Origin of the sequence: Tropicibacter naphthalenivorans (assembly GCF_900176475.1) — a bacterium.
GTDB classification, from domain to species: Bacteria; Pseudomonadota; Alphaproteobacteria; order Rhodobacterales; family Rhodobacteraceae; genus Tropicibacter; species Tropicibacter naphthalenivorans.
On sequence record NZ_FWXX01000003.1, the window covers coordinates 46,584 to 64,477 of the forward strand.

Annotated in this window: 16 protein-coding genes; 11 read left to right on the forward strand and 5 right to left on the reverse strand. The window is 66.1% G+C overall.

Features of this window, described 5'->3' with window-relative positions:
- The first annotated feature begins 24 nt into the window (after window positions 1-24).
- Genes B9A11_RS08210 through B9A11_RS08225 form a run of 4 tightly spaced genes read left to right on the forward strand, consistent with a single transcriptional unit; the run spans window position 25 to window position 6,687 of the window.
- Complete coding sequence (locus B9A11_RS08210) at window positions 25-1,026, forward strand: AAA family ATPase (RefSeq protein ID WP_058247919.1); 1,002 nt, start codon at window positions 25-27, stop codon at window positions 1,024-1,026.
- Window positions 1,023-1,898 (forward strand): DUF58 domain-containing protein, encoded by an 876-nt coding sequence (locus B9A11_RS08215; RefSeq protein ID WP_058247920.1) that lies wholly within the window; start codon window positions 1,023-1,025, stop codon window positions 1,896-1,898. The genes B9A11_RS08210 and B9A11_RS08215 overlap by 4 nt, the downstream gene beginning before the upstream one ends.
- Window positions 1,895-4,651 carry a DUF4159 domain-containing protein gene (locus tag B9A11_RS08220; RefSeq protein WP_058247921.1) on the forward strand — a complete coding sequence of 919 codons (2,757 nt, stop codon included), beginning with the start codon at window positions 1,895-1,897 and terminating at the stop codon, window positions 4,649-4,651. Before B9A11_RS08215 ends, B9A11_RS08220 begins: the two co-directional genes overlap by 4 nt.
- Entirely contained in the window at window positions 4,648-6,687 is a 2,040-nt protein-coding gene (locus B9A11_RS08225; RefSeq protein ID WP_058247922.1) for a glutamine amidotransferase, read from the forward strand. The genes B9A11_RS08220 and B9A11_RS08225 overlap by 4 nt, the downstream gene beginning before the upstream one ends.
- On the opposite strand, the gene B9A11_RS08230 is transcribed toward B9A11_RS08225, so the two are convergent.
- Both B9A11_RS08230 and B9A11_RS08235 read right to left on the reverse strand, forming a co-directional pair.
- A complete protein-coding gene (locus tag B9A11_RS08230) occupies window positions 6,684-7,394 on the reverse strand; it encodes a DUF599 domain-containing protein (protein WP_058247923.1) in 711 nt (236 codons plus the stop codon). The genes B9A11_RS08225 and B9A11_RS08230 overlap by 4 nt on opposite strands.
- Window positions 7,394-7,804, reverse strand: coding sequence for a CopD family protein (locus tag B9A11_RS08235; RefSeq protein WP_058247924.1), 411 nt, complete (start codon window positions 7,802-7,804; stop codon window positions 7,394-7,396). The genes B9A11_RS08230 and B9A11_RS08235 overlap by 1 nt, the downstream gene beginning before the upstream one ends.
- A gap of 127 nt (window positions 7,805-7,931) precedes the next feature.
- Here B9A11_RS08235 and B9A11_RS08240 point away from each other — a divergent pair, with 127 nt between their 5' ends.
- From B9A11_RS08240 to B9A11_RS08270, 7 genes are all read left to right on the forward strand, one after another.
- Window positions 7,932-9,380, forward strand: a complete 1,449-nt coding sequence (locus B9A11_RS08240) for an FAD-linked oxidase C-terminal domain-containing protein (protein WP_058247925.1) — start codon at window positions 7,932-7,934, stop codon at window positions 9,378-9,380.
- Between the two features lie 134 nt (window positions 9,381-9,514).
- Window positions 9,515-10,603 carry an FAD-binding protein gene (locus B9A11_RS08245; RefSeq protein ID WP_058248209.1) on the forward strand — a complete coding sequence of 363 codons (1,089 nt, stop codon included), beginning with the start codon at window positions 9,515-9,517 and terminating at the stop codon, window positions 10,601-10,603.
- Window positions 10,603-10,944 (forward strand): hypothetical protein, encoded by a 342-nt coding sequence (locus tag B9A11_RS21110; RefSeq protein WP_058247926.1) that lies wholly within the window; start codon window positions 10,603-10,605, stop codon window positions 10,942-10,944. The genes B9A11_RS08245 and B9A11_RS21110 overlap by 1 nt, the downstream gene beginning before the upstream one ends.
- A 45-nt stretch (window positions 10,945-10,989) precedes the next feature.
- Window positions 10,990-12,279, forward strand: coding sequence for a glycolate oxidase subunit GlcF (glcF, locus tag B9A11_RS08255; protein ID WP_058247927.1), 1,290 nt, complete (start codon window positions 10,990-10,992; stop codon window positions 12,277-12,279).
- Window positions 12,280-12,360: 81 nt separating this feature from the next.
- On the forward strand, window positions 12,361-13,155 hold the full coding sequence (locus B9A11_RS08260; RefSeq protein WP_058247928.1) for a trypsin-like serine peptidase: 795 nt from the start codon (window positions 12,361-12,363) through the stop codon (window positions 13,153-13,155).
- Window positions 13,156-13,289: 134 nt separating this feature from the next.
- Entirely contained in the window at window positions 13,290-13,763 is a 474-nt protein-coding gene (locus tag B9A11_RS08265; protein ID WP_058247929.1) for an Hsp20 family protein, read from the forward strand.
- Between the two features lie 81 nt (window positions 13,764-13,844).
- Entirely contained in the window at window positions 13,845-14,753 is a 909-nt protein-coding gene (locus tag B9A11_RS08270) for a LysR family transcriptional regulator (RefSeq protein WP_058247930.1), read from the forward strand.
- Here B9A11_RS08270 and B9A11_RS08275 read toward each other — a convergent pair.
- The 3 genes from B9A11_RS08275 to B9A11_RS08285 form a co-directional block, all read right to left on the reverse strand.
- Window positions 14,750-15,292 carry a hypothetical protein gene (locus B9A11_RS08275; RefSeq protein WP_058247931.1) on the reverse strand — a complete coding sequence of 181 codons (543 nt, stop codon included), beginning with the start codon at window positions 15,290-15,292 and terminating at the stop codon, window positions 14,750-14,752. The genes B9A11_RS08270 and B9A11_RS08275 overlap by 4 nt on opposite strands.
- A gap of 163 nt (window positions 15,293-15,455) precedes the next feature.
- Window positions 15,456-17,318, reverse strand: a complete 1,863-nt coding sequence (locus B9A11_RS08280) for a vWA domain-containing protein (RefSeq protein WP_058247932.1) — start codon at window positions 17,316-17,318, stop codon at window positions 15,456-15,458.
- Window positions 17,315-17,848, reverse strand: a complete 534-nt coding sequence (locus B9A11_RS08285; protein WP_058247933.1) for an RNA polymerase sigma factor — start codon at window positions 17,846-17,848, stop codon at window positions 17,315-17,317. Before B9A11_RS08285 ends, B9A11_RS08280 begins: the two co-directional genes overlap by 4 nt.
- Between the last annotated feature and the right edge of the window lie 46 nt (window positions 17,849-17,894).

Here is a 17,894-nt window from a genome sequence, read left to right on the forward strand (position 1 = left end):
ATAGGTTGCAATTGGAGAGATGACATGGCCGAAGACCTCGTTTCCGAGATCGAAGCTCTCGAAGACAAGCTGGCCGAGGCCAAGCGTTCCATCGAAGCCCGGTTCATCGGCCAAGAGCGCGTGGTCGAGCTGGTGCTGGCCTCTCTGCTGTGTGGCGGGCACGCGTTGCTGATCGGCCTGCCGGGCCTCGGCAAGACGCGGCTGGTGGAAACGCTGTCGACGGTGATGGGGCTGAACGGCAACCGCGTGCAGTTCACACCCGATTTGATGCCCGCTGACATTCTGGGCTCCGAAGTGCTGGAGACCGGCGCGGACGGCTCGCGCAGCTTCAAGTTCATCGGCGGCCCGATCTTTTGCCAGCTTTTGATGGCGGATGAGATCAACCGCGCCTCGCCGCGCACCCAGTCGGCGCTGCTGCAAGCGATGCAGGAAAAGGTTGTGACCGTCGCCGGGGAAACCCGCGCTTTGGACGCGCCCTTCCACGTTTTGGCGACGCAGAACCCCATCGAACAAGAGGGCACCTATCCCCTGCCCGAAGCGCAGCTCGACCGTTTCCTCGTGCAGATCAACGTGGCCTATCCCGACCGCGACACCGAGCGCAGCATCCTTCTGGCCACCACCGGCACCGAAGAGGCCGAGTCGCATCAGGTGTTCGACGGCCCCTCGCTGATCGCGGCGCAGAAACTGCTGCGGCGGATGCCGGTGGGCGATGCGGTGGTCGAGCAGATCCTTGATCTGGTGCGCGCCTTCCGCCCCGACGATCCCAGCGCGCCCGAAGCGGTCCGCGACATGGTGGCGTGGGGCCCGGGGCCGCGCGCTGCGCAAGCGCTTATGCTGACCGTGCGGGCGCGGGCGCTGCTTCAGGGTCGTCTGGCCCCCTCGCCCGAAGACGTGCTGGACATGGCCAAGCCGGTTTTGGTGCACCGCATGGCGCTGACCTTTAGCGCGCGGGCACGAGGCGAAGACCTTGGCAAGCTGATCGACGAGGTCGCCGCCACCCTGACCCGCCGCGAGGCCGCCGCGTGAGCGATGTCGCCCAGCTCAGGTCGCGCGCCCAACAAGAGGCCAGCCGCTTTCCCGCGCTGCTGGCCCGCGCCGAGCAACTGGCGGGCACCGTCCTGCTGGGCGAACACGGCCGCCGCCGCGCAGGTCTGGGCGACGATTTCTGGCAATACCGGCCCTTGCAGGCGGGCGACAGCTTTCGGTCCATCGACTGGCGGCGCTCTGGCCGGGGGGACGAGCAATTCGTGCGCGAACGCGAATGGCAGATCGCGCAGAGCGTGCAAATCTGGCTTGATCCCGGCGCGTCCATGCGCTTTGCGTCCTCTGACGCCCTACCGACCAAGGCCGACCGCGCCCGTCTGGTGACCCTCGCCACCGCGATCCTGCTGATCCGGGGCGGCGAGCGTGTGGGCCTGACCGGCTGGAACCTGCCGCCTCGGCGCGGCGATGCGCAGGTCTTGCGGCTCGCCGAGATGTTTTCCGAAGACGGTGCCGACGACTACGCCGAACCCAAGGCGCGCGGGATGCTGCCCCATGCGCGCGCGCTGTTCGTTTCGGATTTCATGGGCGATCTCGACCCGATTGAGGCCGCCCTGACCAAGGCCGCCGATCGCGGCGTGCGCGGCGTGCTGCTGCACGTTCTGGACCCCGCCGAAGAGAGTTTCCCCTTCAAAGGGCGCACCATTTTCCACAGCGTCGGCGGCAGCATCGCCCATGAGACGCTCAAAGCCGCCGACCTGCGCGAGCGCTATCTGGAGCGTCTCGCCGAACGCAAGGATCGGCTGGACAAACTGTGTCGGTTAACCGGTTGGCAACATCTTGTTCACCATACCGATCATAGCGCGCAATCCGCCCTGCTGTGGGTGTACCGCGCGCTGGATGGAGGTCACGGATGACGATTTTCGGCGCGATCGGCTTTACCTCGCCTTGGCTGTTGCTGGGGCTGCTGGCGCTGCCGGTGCTTTGGGTGATCCTGCGCGCGGTGCCGCCCGCGCCGGTGCGGCGGATGTTCCCCGGCGTGGCTTTGCTGCTGGGGCTGCGCGACGACGAACAGGTGACCGACCGCACGCCGTGGTGGCTGCTGCTGCTGCGGATGCTGGCGGTCGCGGCGGTGATCCTTGGGCTGGCGGGGCCGGTGCTAAACCCCCGGTCTGGCTCGGAAACCGCGGGCAGCGGGCCTTTGCTGATCGTGATGGACGCCTCTTGGGCTTCGGCCGCCGATTGGCCCGCCCGCCTGACCGCCGTCGAAGGGGTCCTGTCCGAAGCAGGCCGGGGTGACCGCCCCGTCGCCATCCTGCGCCTGACCGATCCGCAGCCGGTGCAGTTCCTGTCCGCCGACGTGCTGCGCTCCCGCCTGTCGGGGCAAGAGCCGCGTTCATGGGAGCCCAGCGACCAGACCTTGCAGCGCGCCCTGACCGCCCTGCCGGACAGCGATTTCGACAGCTATTGGCTCAGCGACGGGTTGGATCGCGACAGCCGCGCACCCCTGCTGGACGCCCTTCAAGCGCGTGGCACGTTAACCGTGTTCGAAGCGCCTCGGATGCTTTACGCGCTGGAGCCTGCCGTGGTGCAGGACGGCAATCTGCTGGTGACGATGCGCCGTCTGCGCGGGGCCGGTGAGACCGAATTGAACCTTCTGGCACAAGGCAAAGACCCCGCCGGCAACCCCGGCGTTCTGCTGCGCACGCCCGTGACCTTTGCCAGCGGTGCAACCGACGCCCAGATCGAGCTGTCGATCCCCGCCGAGCTGCGCGCCCGCATCGAACGCTTTGAAATCGAAGGCCAACGCAGCGCCGGGACCGTGACCCTGCCCGACGACAGCCTGCGCCGCCGCGAGGTCGCGCTTATCGCCGGGCGCGAGGACCGCGAGGGGCTCGAGCTGCTCTCGCCCCTGCATTACCTTGATAAGGCGCTGCAACCCACCGCTGACCTGCTGGACGGCGCGCTGACCGACATTCTGCCCGCCAACCCCGATGTGATCGTGCTGGCCGATGTGGCGACGCTTAGCCCGTCAGAGGCCGAGGCCGTCACCGAATGGCTGGAAAAAGGCGGGATGCTGCTGCGCTTTGCCGGGCCGCGTCTGGCGGCGTCCGATGTCTCGCGCGATGCCGAAGACCCCCTGATGCCCGTGCGCCTGCGCGCTGGCGGGCGGACCGTCGGCGGCGCCATGAGCTGGGGCGAACCCAAGGCGCTGGCCGCCTTTCCCGAGGATAGCCCCTTTGCCGGGCTGCCGATCCCGGATGACGTGACGGTGAACTCACAGGTCATGGCCCAGCCCGATCCGACGCTGGCCGACCGCGTGATCGCGCAACTAACGGACGGCACGCCCTTGGTCACGCGCAAAGCCGTTGGGCAGGGGCAGGTTGTGCTGTTCCACGTCACCGCCAACGCCGAATGGTCCACCCTGCCGCTGTCGGGCCTGTTCGTGCAGATGCTGGAACGGCTGGCGGTCTCGTCCGCGACCACCCAGCCCGAGATCGCAGACATGGAGGGCACCGTCTGGCAACCCGCCGTGGTGCTCGACGCCTTTGGCCGGGTGCAGGAGGGCGATACGTTGCCCGGCGTTGACGGGCCTGATCTGGTTGCCGCCCCGCTTGGCCCCGATCTGCGTCCGGGTCTGTACACGGGCGAAGACCGCAGCCTCGCGCGCAATGTCGTCACCGCCGACACCGTGCTGACCCCCACCGACTGGCCGCAGACCATTCCCGTCGAAGGGCTGACCCGCCCGCAGGAACGCCCCCTCGCCGGTTGGCTGCTGGCGGGGGCGATTGCCCTGCTGCTGGCCGATGTGGTCGCCTCGCTCGCTTTGTCGGGCCGTCTGATGGGCGCGCGTGCCGCCGCCGTGCTGCTGGCGCTGGCGATTGCCCCGCAGGACAGCTACGCGCAGGACGCCGACGCGCTGGCCCTTGCCGCGACCTCGGAGGTCGTTCTCGCCCACGTCCTGACCGGCGACCAGGCGCTGGACGATCTGGCTCAGGCAGGCCTGCGCGGGCTGTCGGACACGCTGTATTTCCGCACCTCGGTGGAGCCTGCCACCCCCATGGGCGTCAATCTGGAAACCGACGAGCTGGCGTTCTACCCGCTGCTCTACTGGCCTGTGACCACCGATCAACCGAAGCCAAGCGCCAATGCCTACGCCAAGCTGAACACCTATCTGCGCTCGGGCGGGATGATCCTGTTCGACACGCGCGACGCCGATATCGCGGGCTTTGGCAGCGGCACCCCCGAGGCGCGCAAGCTGCAACAACTCGCCGCCCCGCTGGACATTCCCCCGCTCGAACCGATCCCGCAGGACCACGTGCTGACGCGCACTTTTTACCTGCTTCAGGACTTTCCGGGCCGCTATGTCGGGCGCGGCATCTGGGTCGAGGCCGCCCCGCCCGACGCCGAGCTGATAGAAGGGATGCCCTTTCGCGACCTCAACGACAACGTCACGCCGGTGGTGATCGGCGGCAACGACTGGGCAGCCGCCTGGGCCGTTGACGCGCAGGGCGCGCCGCTGCTGCCGCTGGGTCGCGGCTTTACCGGGGAACGCCAGCGCGAGATCGCCTATCGCTTTGGCGTCAACCTCGTGATGCACGTCCTGACGGGCAATTACAAAAGCGATCAGGTCCATGTGCCTGCGTTGCTGGACAGGTTGGGCCAATGACCTCAGATATCGTTTTCGACCCTCTGCTGCCTTGGGCGCTGATCGTCGCGCTGGCGGTTCTGGCTTTGGCGGGCACCGCCTTGGCGCTGTGGCGCGGGCTGTCCGGCTGGGCTTTGCGCGGGCTGGCGGGCTTGGTCCTTGTCGGCGCGCTGGCGCAACCGTCGTGGCAGGTCGAAGACCGCGCGCCGCTGTCCGACATCGTCTTGATGGTGGTCGATCAATCTGCCTCGCAGCGGCTGGCCGAGCGCGCGGGCGTCACCGAAGACGCCGCCGACCAGCTAGAGGCGATGCTGACGGCCCGCCCCAACACCGAAACCCGCCGCATTCCCGTGGGCGACGCAGACGGCGACGGCGGCACCCGGTTGATGAGCGCGCTGTCCGCCGCCATGGCCGAGGAACCGCGCGGGCGCATCGCCGGGATTTTCCTGCTGTCCGACGGGCGCTTGCACGATCTGGAACAGGCCCCCGACCTGCCCGCGCCGCTGCACCTGCTGATGACCGGCCAAGACACCGACTGGGACCGCCGCCTGATCGTGCGCAACGCCCCGGCCTTTGCGATCCTTGGCGAAGAGGTCGAGCTAACCCTGCGTATCGAGGACGACGGCGCCGCCCCCGGCGCGAGCCAAACGCCGATCCTGATCTCTGTCGACGGCGAGCCGCCGCAGACCTTTACCGTTCCGATTGGACAAGACCTCACGCTGCCCATCACCCTGCCCCACGGCGGGCTGAACGTGATCCAGTTCACCGTCCCCGAGGCCGACGGCGAGCTGACCGACCGCAACAACACCGCGCTGGTTCAGATCAACGGCGTACGCGACCGGCTGCGTGTGCTTCTGGTCTCGGGTGAGCCGCACGCAGGCGGGCGCACGTGGCGGAACCTCTTGAAATCCGACAGTTCCGTGGACCTCGTGCATTTCACCATCCTGCGCCCCCCGGAAAAGCAGGACGGCGTCCCGGTGAACGAGCTGTCGCTGATCGCCTTTCCGACGCGCGAGCTGTTCTTGGAAAAGATCGACGACTTCGACCTGATCATCTTTGACCGCTACAAGCGGCGCGGCATCCTGCCTGCGATCTACCTCGATAACGTCCGCAACTACGTGGAAAACGGCGGCGCGGTGCTGGTCGCCGCCGGGCCGGACTTTGCCAGCGCGGATTCGATCTATCGCTCCCCCTTGGCAGAGATCATGCCCGCCGAGCCCACCGCCCGCGTGGTGGAAGAGGGCTACCGCCCCACCGTCACCGATCTGGGGCAGCGCCATCCGGTGACTGCTGGCCTGCAAGGGGCGGATGACTGGGGCCGCTGGCTGCGCCAGATCGAAGTCGAGCCGCTGCAAGGCGACGTGGTCATGTCCGGCGTGGACGATCGGCCTTTGCTGATCCTCGACCGTGTGGGCGAAGGGCGCGTGGCCTTGCTCGCCTCGGATCAGGCGTGGCTGTGGAACCGTGGATTCGAGGGCGGCGGCCCGCAGATGGAACTGCTGCGACGTCTGGCCCATTGGATGATGAAGGAACCCCAGCTCGAGGAAGAGGCGCTGTGGGCCGAGCCGAACGGTCAGACTATGCGCATCATCCGCCGGAGTTTGACCGATGACGTGGGCGCGGTGACGGTGACCGGGCCGGATGGCTCCGAGGTGCAGGTGCCCCTGACCGAAGTCACTCCGGGGCGGTTCGAGGCGGTTTACGATGGGCCAGAGATTGGCCTCTATCGGCTGGCCGAAGGCGATCTGACCTCGGTTGTCGGCCTTGGCCCTGCCGCCCCGCGCGAGTTCGTCCAGACCATCGCCAGCGGTGAGGCTTTGGAACCCTTGATCGACACCATGCGCGGCGGCGTCTTGCGCCTGCAAGAGGGCGTGCCCACGGTCCGCACAGTGCGCGCCGGGCGACCTGCGGCGGGGCGCGGCTGGATCGGGATCACCCCGCGTGAGGCCTATGAAACGCTGGACGTGCGGCAAACGCCGCTGCTGCCCGCGTGGCTGGTCTTGCTACTGGCCTCTGCGATGATCATCGGCGCGTGGCTGCGCGAGGGTCGCACCTAGGGCGTCTTGTCCGACAGGTCCAACAGCACCGCGCGCGAGGTCGACCAGAACTCGCGCCGCAGGATCACCGCCAAGGTGAACAGCGTCGCCACCAGCAAAGGCAGCGCCCCCATCAGCCAAGCGGTGCTGGCGATGCCGAAATAGACCGACCGCAGCCCACGGTTATAGCTGCGCGCGGCGGTGATGTTGATCTCTGCGGCCTTGGCGGCGCGCGGATAGGCGACCGGGTCCGTCACATCGTTGGGCACCGCCGCCATCAAGACCGAGCAATAGCCAAACAGCCGGTTCGACCAGACGAACTTGAGGAACGCGTTGATCGCCAAGGCCAGCGGCAGCATCACCTTGAGCTCCAGCACCAAAACGGGATCGGCGGTATGCGTCAGGTCCTGGGCCACGCCGCGCAACTGATCGGCGTTCCCCAGCAGAGCAAAGCCCCCACCGATGGCAATCATCGAGGCCGAGCCAAAGAACGACGTGCTTTGACGCAGTTGCGAGACGATAGAGCTGTCAAAGATGCGCGGCGTGCGCGTCACCAGTTGCTCCATCCACAGGCGTCGATATTGCGCCATCAGGTTGGCGGTTGAGGGGCGGCGCTTGGGCGAATGTTCGATCAAAAGGGTCGAGCCGATCCACGCGGCGGCCAGCACGGCCAGCGCAATGGCATCCCAGCGGCCAAAGGCCTGCGCAATGGCGGCGAAATCCAGCATCAGAAGGGTTGCGCCACCACGGCCCAGAGGATCGCGATGGTGGCAAAGACGCTGACTTCGTTGAAGATGCGCAGCCACAGGTCGCTTTCGGTGAAAATGCCTTGTTGCGCGCGTTTCACCAGCCGACCGGTCCACAGGTAATGGCCTGCCAGCAGCACGACCAGCGTGACCTTGAGATGCAGCCATGCGGGCCAGCCCAGCCATGTGCCGTACCAGATCCCGGTGATGATCGCGATGATCCCAAGGCCAAAGGAAAAGCGATACAGACGGTACGTCAAATCGCCGAGCGGCCCGTTTTCACCCAGACGGGCGTGCTCACGCTTCCAGTAAATGATCGCGCGTGGAACTGCGAAAATAGAGGTCATCCACCCCATGACGCAGAGAATATGTATGATCTTGACCCATGCCATGCCCGCAGATGGCCTGAGCGCGGGGGAAAGTGCAAGATGCCGCAGAAATCGCTCTCGTAAAATCTGCGCTTTGGTTATATAACCTGACCAATTATAGCGTTTCCCGTCACGCGGAAGGAGACCTCGGATGCAAATGCCAGAGCCGAACGGCGCCATCTTGGCGAAAAAGGCGCGGATCGTGGACCGGTTGCAGGCGGTATTGCCCGCAGGCGCGGTGATCCACGACGAGGCCGAGACGCGCGCCTATGAATGCGACGCGCTGACCGCCTATCGCTGCCCGCCTTTGGCCGCGGTCTTGCCCTCGACGACTCAAGAGGTGTCGGACGTTTTGCGCATCTGTCATGAAGAAGGCGTGTCGGTGGTGCCGCGCGGCTCTGGCACATCGCTCGCGGGCGGGGCGTTGCCCACGGCGGATTCGGTGATCCTTGGGGTGGCGCGGATGAACGCGGTTTTGGAGACCGACTACGACAACCGTTACATCCGCGTGCAGACCGGGCGCACGAACCTGAGCGTGACCGGCGCGGTCGAGGCGGACGATTTCTTTTACGCGCCGGACCCCTCGTCGCAGCTGGCCTGCGCCATTGCCGGGAACATCGCCATGAACTCTGGCGGGGCGCATTGCCTGAAGTACGGCGTGACGACGAACAACCTGCTGGGCGTGACCTTGGTGCAGATGGACGGCACCGTGGTCGAGCTGGGCGGCGCCTATATGGACGCGGGCGGGATCGACCTCTTGGGCGTGGTCTGCGGCTCCGAAGGGCAGCTGGGCGTGGTGACAGAGGCGACCTTGCGGATCCTGCGCAAGCCCGAAGGGGCCTTGCCGGTGCTGATCGGGTACGATTCCAACGAGGTCGCGGGGGCTTGTGTGTCGGACATCATCAAGGCGGGCGTCTTGCCCGTGGCGATCGAGTTCATGGACGCGCCGTGTATTCGCGCCACCGAGGATTTCGCCAAGGCGGGCTACCCGGATTGCGAGGCGTTGCTGATCATCGAGGTCGAAGGCGCGCCCTGCGAGATCGAAGAGCAATTGGCCAAGATCAAGGAGATCGCCTTGCGGCACAACCCTGTCGAGCTGCGCGAAGCCCGCGACGCCGATGAGGCCGCGCGCATCTGGCTGGGCCGCAAGTCGGCCTTTGGCGCGATGGGAAACATCAACGATTACATGTGTCTCGACGGGACAATCCCGGTGACCGAGCTGCCGTATGTGCTGCGCCGGATTGGCGAGATGTCCAAGGAGTACGGCTTGGAGGTGGCGAATGTGTTCCACGCAGGGGACGGGAACATGCACCCGCTGATCCTGTTCAACGCCAATGCGCCAGGGCAGCTGGAGCTGTGCGAAGCGTTTGGCGCGGATATTTTGAAGCTGTGCGTCGAGGTGGGCGGTTGCCTGACCGGCGAGCATGGCGTCGGCATCGAGAAGCGCGATTTGATGAGCCACCAGTACACGCCCGCCGATCTGGAGGCACAGATGGCGGTGAAGGACGTGTTTGACCCCAAGTGGCTGCTGAACCCGGCCAAGGTGTTTCCTTTGGGGGCGTCGGACGGGCATCGGGCGGCGGCTTTGGCGGCGGAGTAGCCTCAAAGAAGAAGAGAGGTGGCTAGCCCCGTCGCGCCAGAGGCGCGCTGTGGTCGGATAGAATGGGGGCGTTGCCCCCTCGCCCTGCGGGCTTCACCCCCAGGATATTTGGAAAGAGAAGAAGCATGGACGTTTTGAGACCTGCCAGCGAGGCGGAGATGGCCGAGGCGGTGGCCGGGGCGACGGGGCCTTTGGCAGTGCGGGGCGGCGGGACGCGTGGGCTCTTGGCCGAGGGAGCCGTGCTGGAGACCGGGGGCTTGTCCGGGATCACGTTGTATGAGCCGGGGGCGTTGACGCTTGTGGCGCAGGCGGGGACGCCGGTGGCGCAGATCGAGGCGGCGTTGGAGGCCGAGGGGCAGATGCTGGCCTTTGAGCCGATGGACCATCGGGGTGTGCTGGGCTCTGTGGGGGAGCCGACCATTGGCGGCGTGGTGGCGGCGAATGTATCGGGGCCGCGCAGGGTTGCCCCGTCGGGCGCGTGCCGGGATTGCCTGCTGGGGGTGCGTTTTGTCGACGGCTTAGGGCAGGTCATCAAGAACGGCGGGCGGGTGATGAAGAACGTCACCGGCTATGACTTGGTCAAGTTGCAGGCCGGGGCCTATGGCACGCTGGGGGTGTTGACCGAGGTGAGCCTGCGGGTCGCGCCCAAGCCCGAGGCCAGCGTGACGCTGGTGCTGGAGGGGCTGTCGCTGGGCGACGCGGTGGCGGCCATGTCGCGGGGGCTGACCTCGCCCTATCAGGTGACGGGGGCGGCGCATTTCGGCGAGAGGACGTTGCTGCGGATCGAAGGCTTTGAGGGGTCGGTGCGCTATCGTGCCGGGCAGCTGAGCGCGATGTTTGACGGAGCGCGGATCGAGGAGGACGCCGCGGGCCTGTGGGCGCAGGTGCGGGACGTCAGCGGTTTTGCTGGCCACGATGCGGTTTGGCGGATCAGCACAGTGCCGGGGCGTGCCTTGGAGATGGTCCAAGGGCTGGACGTGGACGTGATGCTGGACTGGGGCGGCGGCTTGATCTGGGTGGCGGCGCGGGGCGACGTGGCGGGTCTGCACGGGACGTTGCAACAAAGGGCCGCGCGCCTTGGCGGACACGCGACCTTGGTCAAGACACCGGACCCGGCGCTGCCGCGTTTCCAGCCGGAGCCCGCGCCCGTGGCAAGACTAACGCAAGGAATTCGTGCGAAATTTGACCCGAGAGGGATTCTCAACCTCGGGATCATGGGCTGATGAACACCACCGCGCTGATCGCTTTTGCCATCACCTTTGTCGCCGGACCGCTGGTCTGTGCGCTGGTGCTGCGGCTGCCGGCGCGCGTGCCTTTGCTGGCCGGGCTGGCGGCGAGCGTGGTGGTCGCCATGGGCGCGGCTGTGCGCCTGCAAACCAGCGATGTGACCATGTCACTGGCGGCCATGTGGCTGGCCTGGGTGCTGGCGGTGGCCATGGTGGCGCAGGCTTTGCGCCGCCGCGTGTATGGCCAGACCCGCCGCTGGGTGACCGTTCTGGCGCTGCTGGCGACGACTTTGCCGTGGTTCGGGCTGGCCACGGCGCGGATGATGACGGGCGCCTGACGCCCCCCGGAGGATGGGGCGACAAGACCCCTTGAGGACACCGATATGCAGACGAAATTTACCCCCGAGCAGCTGACCGATCCCGGCACGGCGCGCGCCAATGACATCCTGCGGGCCTGCGTGCATTGCGGCTTTTGCACCGCGACCTGCCCCACTTACCAGGTGCTGGGCGACGAGCTGGACAGCCCGCGCGGGCGCATCTACCTGATCAAGGACATGCTGGAAAATGAGCGAGTGCCCGACGCCAAGACGGTGCAGCACGTGGACCGCTGCCTGAGCTGTCTGGCCTGCATGACGACCTGTCCCTCTGGCGTGCACTACATGCACCTCGTCGACCACGCCCGCGCCTATATCGAGGACCGCTATCAGCGGCCTTGGACGGATCGCGCCTTGCGCTGGGTTCTGGCGCAGGTGCTGCCCTATCCGGGGCGCTTTCGGCTGGCCTTGCTGGCGGCCAAGATCGGGCGTCCGTTCAGTTTCCTGATGCCCGACGAACGCCTGCGCGCGATGTTGGAGATGGCCCCCAAGACCATCCCCCCGGTGTCGCGCAACGACGATCCGCAGAGCTTTGCGCCCGCCGCGCCGAGCCGCAAGCGTGTCGCCCTGATGACCGGCTGCGCGCAAAAGGCGCTGAACACCGATATCAACGACGCCACGATTCGTCTGCTGACCCGTCTGGGCTGCGAGGTTGTGGTGGCCGAGGGGGCGGGCTGTTGCGGCGCGCTGACCCATCACATGGGCAAAGAGACCGAGGCGCATTCCGCCGCCGAACGCAACATTCGCGCCTGGGCGCGCGAGATGGACGGCGCGGGGCTGGATGCCATCGTGATCAACACTTCGGGCTGCGGCACCACGGTCAAGGACTATGGGCATATGTTCCGCACCACGGATCTGGCGCAAGACGCCGCGCGCGTCGCCGGGATCGCCTGCGACATCTCCGAACTGCTGACCCAGCTGGAGGTCCCGCAGGGCGCCGCCAAGGGGATCAAGGTCGCCTACCACGCCGCCTGTTCGCTGCAACACGGGCAAAAGGTGAAAACCGCGCCCAAGGAGCTGCTGAAAAAGGTCGGTTTCGAGGTGGTCGAGCCCGCCGACAGCCACCTGTGCTGCGGCTCTGCCGGGACGTACAACCTGATGCAACCCGAGATTTCCAAGCAGCTCAAGGCGCGTAAGGTCCAGACGCTCGAGGCGAAGAACCCCGATGTGATCGCCGCCGGGAACATCGGCTGCATGATGCAGATCGGCTCTGGCACCGGGGTGCCCGTGGTGCATTCGGTCGAGCTGATCGACTGGGCGACCGGCGGGCCGAAACCGCCTGCGCTGGCGGGGGACTAAGGCTTTTTCACGGCGGGAATCCCTTTTGCCCTAATCATGCCTTAATGCTGTCTTAGCTACGATGCGCTGAGGGGGAATTGGATCGTGCGCTATCTATTTGCAGTGCTGTTGGCCGTGCTCTGCGCGCCCGCGTGGGCGCAGGGGCTGTTGTCTTTGAACACGCTCGAGGACGGTCGCAAGTGGGAGGCCGTCGGGCGGCTGGAAATCTCTGGCACCGCCTTTTGCACCGGCGCGCTGATCGCGCCCGACACGGTGCTGACCGCGGCGCATTGCCTGTTTGACCCGGCCACCGGCGCGCGCGTTCCCGTGACCGAGATTCAGTTCCTTGCCGGGTGGCGCAACGGGCGCGCGGCGGCCTATCGGCGCGTGCGCAAAGCGGTCTCGCACCCCGATTACGACTTTCAGGGCGAGATTGGCCCGGCCCGCGTGCGCAACGATCTGGCCCTGATCCAGCTGCAACACCCAATCCGCAACGGCACGATCCAGCCTTTTGCCACCCACGCGCGCCCGGAAACCGGCGACGAGGTGGGCGTCGTATCCTATGCGCACAACCGCTCCGAAGCGCCATCCTTGCAGGAACTCTGCGAGGTGCTCTCGCGCCAAGAGGGCATGTTGGTCCTATCCTGCGAGGTCGATTTCGGCGCGTCCGGCTCGCCCGTGTTTACCTTTGACCGCGATGGCGTGCCCAGCATCGTCTCTGTCGTCTCGGCCAAGGCGCAGGCCGGCGGCACCCCTGTCTCGCTCGCCACCGATCTCGAAGGGCCGCTGTCCGTCTTGCGTATCCTTCTGGGGCAAAAGGAAAATCCCGGCGCGGGTCTGTCCACCATGCCCGCCGGGGAACGCCGCGACACCGGCGCAAAATTCATCAAACCCTAAGCCCCTTGAAACCCCGATTTTGCGATCCCAAGTAATCTGTACCGGAATGCCTAACACTGGGTTCCGGCCCAACTCAGACGCCTGTCCCGGATGGGAAGGCGCCGCTTCACAGGATCGCTTTACGGAGGATTCCCATGCGACAGTTTGATTTTGCCCCGCTGTACCGTTCGACCGTCGGCTTTGACCAGATCGCCCAGATGCTGGACCGCGTGCTGACCACGGAAAACGCAACGGCAGGCTATCCCCCTTATAACATTGAGAAAACCGAAGACGACGCCTATCGCATTTCGATTGCCGTCGCCGGGTTTTCCGACACCGATCTGTCGGTCGAGGTCAAGGACGGTGCGCTGGTCGTCTCGGCCCGCAAAGCCGACGAGGACGAGACCCGCACCTATCTGCATCGCGGCATCGCCACCCGCGCGTTTGAGCGCCGCTTTCAGCTGGCCGACCACGTGCGTGTGACCGGCGCTGTCCACGAAGACGGGATGCTGCACATCGACCTGATGCGCGAAATCCCCGAAGCGCTGAAACCGCGTCGGATCGAAATCGCCAAGCCGAACGTGCAGGCCATCGAAAAGGACGTGGTCGACGCCGAGGCCATTAACTAACCTCTCTCCTCTCCAGACGGGGCCCCGGGCGTTTGCCTGGGGCCTTTTTCGTTTGGATGTTGACTTTGGCGGGGTTCACCCATGCAATACCGCATGGATTGGCGATCGGTGAATTTTGACTGGAACCGCGCGCGGGCCTTCTTGGTGACCGCCGAAGAGGGGTCTTTGTCCGCCGCCGCGCGTGCCTTGAACATGACGCAGCCGACCTTGGGGCGGCAGGTCTCGGCCCTCGAAGAGGAATTGGGCGTCACCCTGTTCGAACGGGTCGGGCGCGGGCTGGTCCTGACCCAAGCGGGCACGCAGCTGTTGACCCATATGCGCGCCATGGGCGAAGCCGCCGCCGCCGTGTCGCTGGTCGCCAGCGGCCAGCAGCAGGACATTGCGGGCCATGTGGCGGTCACCGCCTCCGAGATTTATGCGGGGTGGCTCTTGCCCCCGATCGCCGCGCGCCTCGCCCAGATCGCGCCGAAGGTCTCGCTAGAGGTCGTCGCCTCCAACGCCGTGCGCGATCTCAAACGGCGCGAAGCCGACATCGCCATTCGCCACGCCCGCCCCGAGCAGCCCGACCTGATCGGCAAACTGATTGCGCAGGACGCCGCCGCGCTCTTTGCCAGCCCGGAGTACCTCGCCCAGCTTGGCCCTGTCGAGACGCCCGCAGATCTGCGCAATGCGCGCTTCATCGGGCTAGAGGACACCGGTAACCTGCTGGACGCCCTGACCGGTGCGGGCTTTCCCATCACCATGCAGAACTTTCCCGTGCTCACGGATTCGCACAGCGTACATTGGGATATGGCGCGCGCTGGCCTTGGCCTTTGCATCGGGCCGAAACGAAAGGGCGCAACAGACCCCGCCCTGCGCCGCGTCCTGCCGGAGTTTGAGCTGCCCTACCCCGTCTGGCTCGTCGCCCACCGAGAGCTGCGCACCGCCCCGCGCATCCGCCTGCTTTGGGATTTGCTCGCCGACACGTTGCCCGGTTTGATCACCGGCTAGCCATCATCCCGAGGCAGCCAAGACCCCACCCAGGCGGGCCGCCACAACAGACGCTCACGGGGCAAGGCCGCACCGTATTCCAGCACGACCAAGGTCACCGCAAGGCGATCCATCTGCTGCCACGCCGCCCAGAACATCAATGCAAAGAAGACGCCCCCCACCAGCCCCGGCAGCAGCACTGCCCCAACCAGCGCGGCCCCGGTCAGCAGAACGGTGGAAATGCACTGCGCCTCTGCCTTGAGACGTGTGGCAAGCAGGCTGGGCGAGACATCGGCAGGGTCGCGATCCGATGCCACCCCAAACAACCGCCACGCCCAAATCTGCCGCCGCCGCATGGTGTTGATATAGGCGGTCGGCAAACGCTCGGACTCCAGCAAGTCATTGACAATATTGTCGTCCAGCCATGCCAACCGGATCAAGGCAACCAGCGCAAGCATCGCCAACAGCCCCAGCGACATTTCCAGCACGACCAAGGCTGCGCCCAGCATCGGCAGGCTGGCAGCCACGAAACATAATGACAGGTTCCAAGGGCGGATCATCGGCGACCTCCTACGCACCCAACCAGCCTACCTGCGCAAAAGTTGCCAGAACGTCACCGCACCGCCTCGCTTTCCCGCAAATTGTAGCGAAACGCCCTGCGGGACGGTGGGTGGGGCGATGCTCGTCAGAGCGAGCGTCCGGCCGTCAGGCCGGCCCCCCCACCTACCGCTGCAAACTCTCGGCCAAACGCATCAGGGTGATCGCCTCTTGCCGATAACCAAACGCATCCTCGCCGCGCGCCCTCTGCGCGAGGGCAATCGCCTCGGCCAAACCCCACTCACCAATCAGCTCGGACCCCTGCAAAACCTGCCCGAACCCGGCAATCGCCGTGGCCCAATCGGCCTCTGGCAAAGGCGCGTCCCCCGCCACGATAGGGCGCTCAATCAGCTGGCTTTCACTCTCGCCCGGCGTCTTGTACCGCAGCCGCAGAAAGCCCAACTCCTCAGATTCACCAAAACTTTCAGACCCATAGCGCAGCGGATCGGTCAGACGCGCGCCCGACCCCACCGGCGTAATCTCGTAGATCGCCGTCACCTGATGGCCCGCGCCAATCTCGCCCGCGTCCACCCGGTCGTTATTGAAATCCTCGCGCCGCAGCGCCCGCGTCTCATACCCGATCAAGCGGTACTCGGCGACCTGCGCAGGGTTCCACTCGACCTGGATCTTGACGTCATTGGCGATGGGCACCAAGGCCCCGGTCAGCTGATCCACAAGCACCTTCTGCGCCTCGGCCAGCGTGTCGATATAGGCGGCCATGCCGTTGCCGGTCTGGGCCAAGGCCTGCATCACCGCGTCGTCTAAATTCCCGCGCCCAAAGCCCAGAACCGACAGATACGTGCCGCTGTCGCGCTGTCCCGCGATGAAATCCTCCAATGCCTCCGGATCGCTGATCCCGACGTTGAAATCCCCGTCGGTGGCAAGGATCACACGGCTCACGGCCTCCTCCCGCGCCATCTCGGTCGCAGTGGCATAGGCCTGTTCCAAACCCTCTTGCCCCGCCGTGCTTCCGCCCGCTTCCAAACGCTCCAAAGCGCTCAGGATCACGTCCCGCTCGGACGCAGGGGTAGGGTCCAGCACACGTCCCGCGCTGCCCGCATAGGTCACGATGGACACCTGATCCTCGGCCCCCAGCTGCCCCAACATCAGCCGGAAACTCTGCACCAGCAGCGGCAGCTTGTTCGGGTCCGACATCGACCCCGAGGTGTCGATCAGGAACACCAAGTTCAGCGGAGGCCGCGTCGCAGGCATAGCGCCCTGCAAGCCGATGTGCACAAGCTTGGTGCCCGCGCGCCACGGGCTGTCCGACACGCCGACCGAGGTGGAAAACGCCTCGCCGTCCTCGGGCGCGGGGTAGTCGTAGTGGAAATAGTTCACCATTTCCTCGATCCGCACGGCCTCTTTGGGTGGCAACTGCCCCCAGTTCAGCGAATTGCGGATCACCGACCAAGACGCCGTGTCCACGTCGATGGAAAAGGTCGAGACGGGCTCTTCGGCGGTCACCTTGATGGGGTTCGGATCGGCATTGGCAAAGGCTTCGCTGTCCGGTTCAGGCGCCACCGCCGCATCCAAGGCCATCTTGGCGCGCGGCGCGCTGGCGGGGGGGGCGAACCCCAGGCTAGGCTCGACCAGAACCATCGGCTCGGCTTCCTCGACCATCACCGGCTCCATGATCTCGTCCGGCTCTTCCAGAACCACCACGGGGCCGACCTCGATCACATCGCGCCCGCTGGGCGGCGTCTGATCGCGCAGCACCGGCACCAAAGCCACCAAGGCCACCGCCGCCAGCGCCGTGCTGGCCGTCAAAATTCCGCGCGTCGAAAGCTTTGCAAACATCTGCCGTACTCCTTTGAACAGGCCCTTTTCCGGGCTTTCAGGAGTAGGACGCAGCTCAGACGCCGTTTCTTGGGCGCGGTCGAAATTTTTCATCGCCATCGCCACCGCCTCGGCCTTGCGCGCGGGATCGGCCTTGGGCGTCGCCTCGTCGAACAGGGCGCGCAGCTCTTGCAAGTCGTCGTCTTGGCTCATGCCTCTGCCCCTTGTGTCATCGCCTTCAACTGCCGTTTCGCCTCGGACACGCGCCACGCGACGGTGCCGGGGGGAATGTCCAGGATGCTGGCGGCCTCGGCCTGCGTCACCCCGTCCAGTACAAGCGCCAAGACCTCGCGCAATTCCGCCCCAAGCCCTTGCATCGCACAGCGCAGCCAGTCGGCGCGCTCGGCCTGTTCGGCGTCCTCGGCGCGGCGGGCGATTTCAACCTCGCCCCAACCTGCGGCGGCCCTCGCATAGGTCGCGGACCGCCGAAACCGATCCCGCGCGGCGTTCACCGTGATGCGGTAAAGCCACGTCGACACCCGCGCCTCGCCGCGATAGCTGCGCAGTTTCACCGGCAGAGCGGCGCAAATGTCTTGCGCCAGATCCTCGGCCTCGGCCCGGTTGCCGGTCACCCGATACGCATAGGCAAAGACCTTGTCGTACACGCGCCCCACCAGCAGGGCAAAGGCCTGCCGGTCACCGTTCGCCGCCGCAAGGGTAAGGGTTTCGTCGCTTTGATCCATGGTCATCTTGTGCCTTGGACGCGCGCCGGGGCGCAATTCTTGGAAA

Bases quoted from the DNA above. Each gene is read 5' to 3' on its own strand.
- B9A11_RS21110 (WP_058247926.1), top strand. From the start codon at position 10,603: ATGAACACCACCGCGCTGATCGCTTTTGCCATCACCTTTGTCGCCGGA.
- B9A11_RS08270 (WP_058247930.1), top strand. From the start codon at position 13,845: ATGCAATACCGCATGGATTGGCGATCGGTGAATTTTGACTGGAACCGC.
- B9A11_RS08235 (WP_058247924.1), bottom strand. From the start codon at position 7,804: ATGGCATGGGTCAAGATCATACATATTCTCTGCGTCATGGGGTGGATG.
- glcF (WP_058247927.1), top strand. From the start codon at position 10,990: ATGCAGACGAAATTTACCCCCGAGCAGCTGACCGATCCCGGCACGGCG.
- B9A11_RS08275 (WP_058247931.1), bottom strand. From the start codon at position 15,292: ATGATCCGCCCTTGGAACCTGTCATTATGTTTCGTGGCTGCCAGCCTG.
- B9A11_RS08230 (WP_058247923.1), bottom strand. From the start codon at position 7,394: ATGCTGGATTTCGCCGCCATTGCGCAGGCCTTTGGCCGCTGGGATGCC.
- B9A11_RS08225 (WP_058247922.1), top strand. From the start codon at position 4,648: ATGACCTCAGATATCGTTTTCGACCCTCTGCTGCCTTGGGCGCTGATC.
- B9A11_RS08265 (WP_058247929.1), top strand. From the start codon at position 13,290: ATGCGACAGTTTGATTTTGCCCCGCTGTACCGTTCGACCGTCGGCTTT.
- B9A11_RS08220 (WP_058247921.1), top strand. From the start codon at position 1,895: ATGACGATTTTCGGCGCGATCGGCTTTACCTCGCCTTGGCTGTTGCTG.
- B9A11_RS08285 (WP_058247933.1), bottom strand. From the start codon at position 17,848: ATGGATCAAAGCGACGAAACCCTTACCCTTGCGGCGGCGAACGGTGAC.
- B9A11_RS08210 (WP_058247919.1), top strand. From the start codon at position 25: ATGGCCGAAGACCTCGTTTCCGAGATCGAAGCTCTCGAAGACAAGCTG.
- B9A11_RS08240 (WP_058247925.1), top strand. From the start codon at position 7,932: ATGCAAATGCCAGAGCCGAACGGCGCCATCTTGGCGAAAAAGGCGCGG.
- B9A11_RS08280 (WP_058247932.1), bottom strand. From the start codon at position 17,318: ATGAGCCAAGACGACGACTTGCAAGAGCTGCGCGCCCTGTTCGACGAG.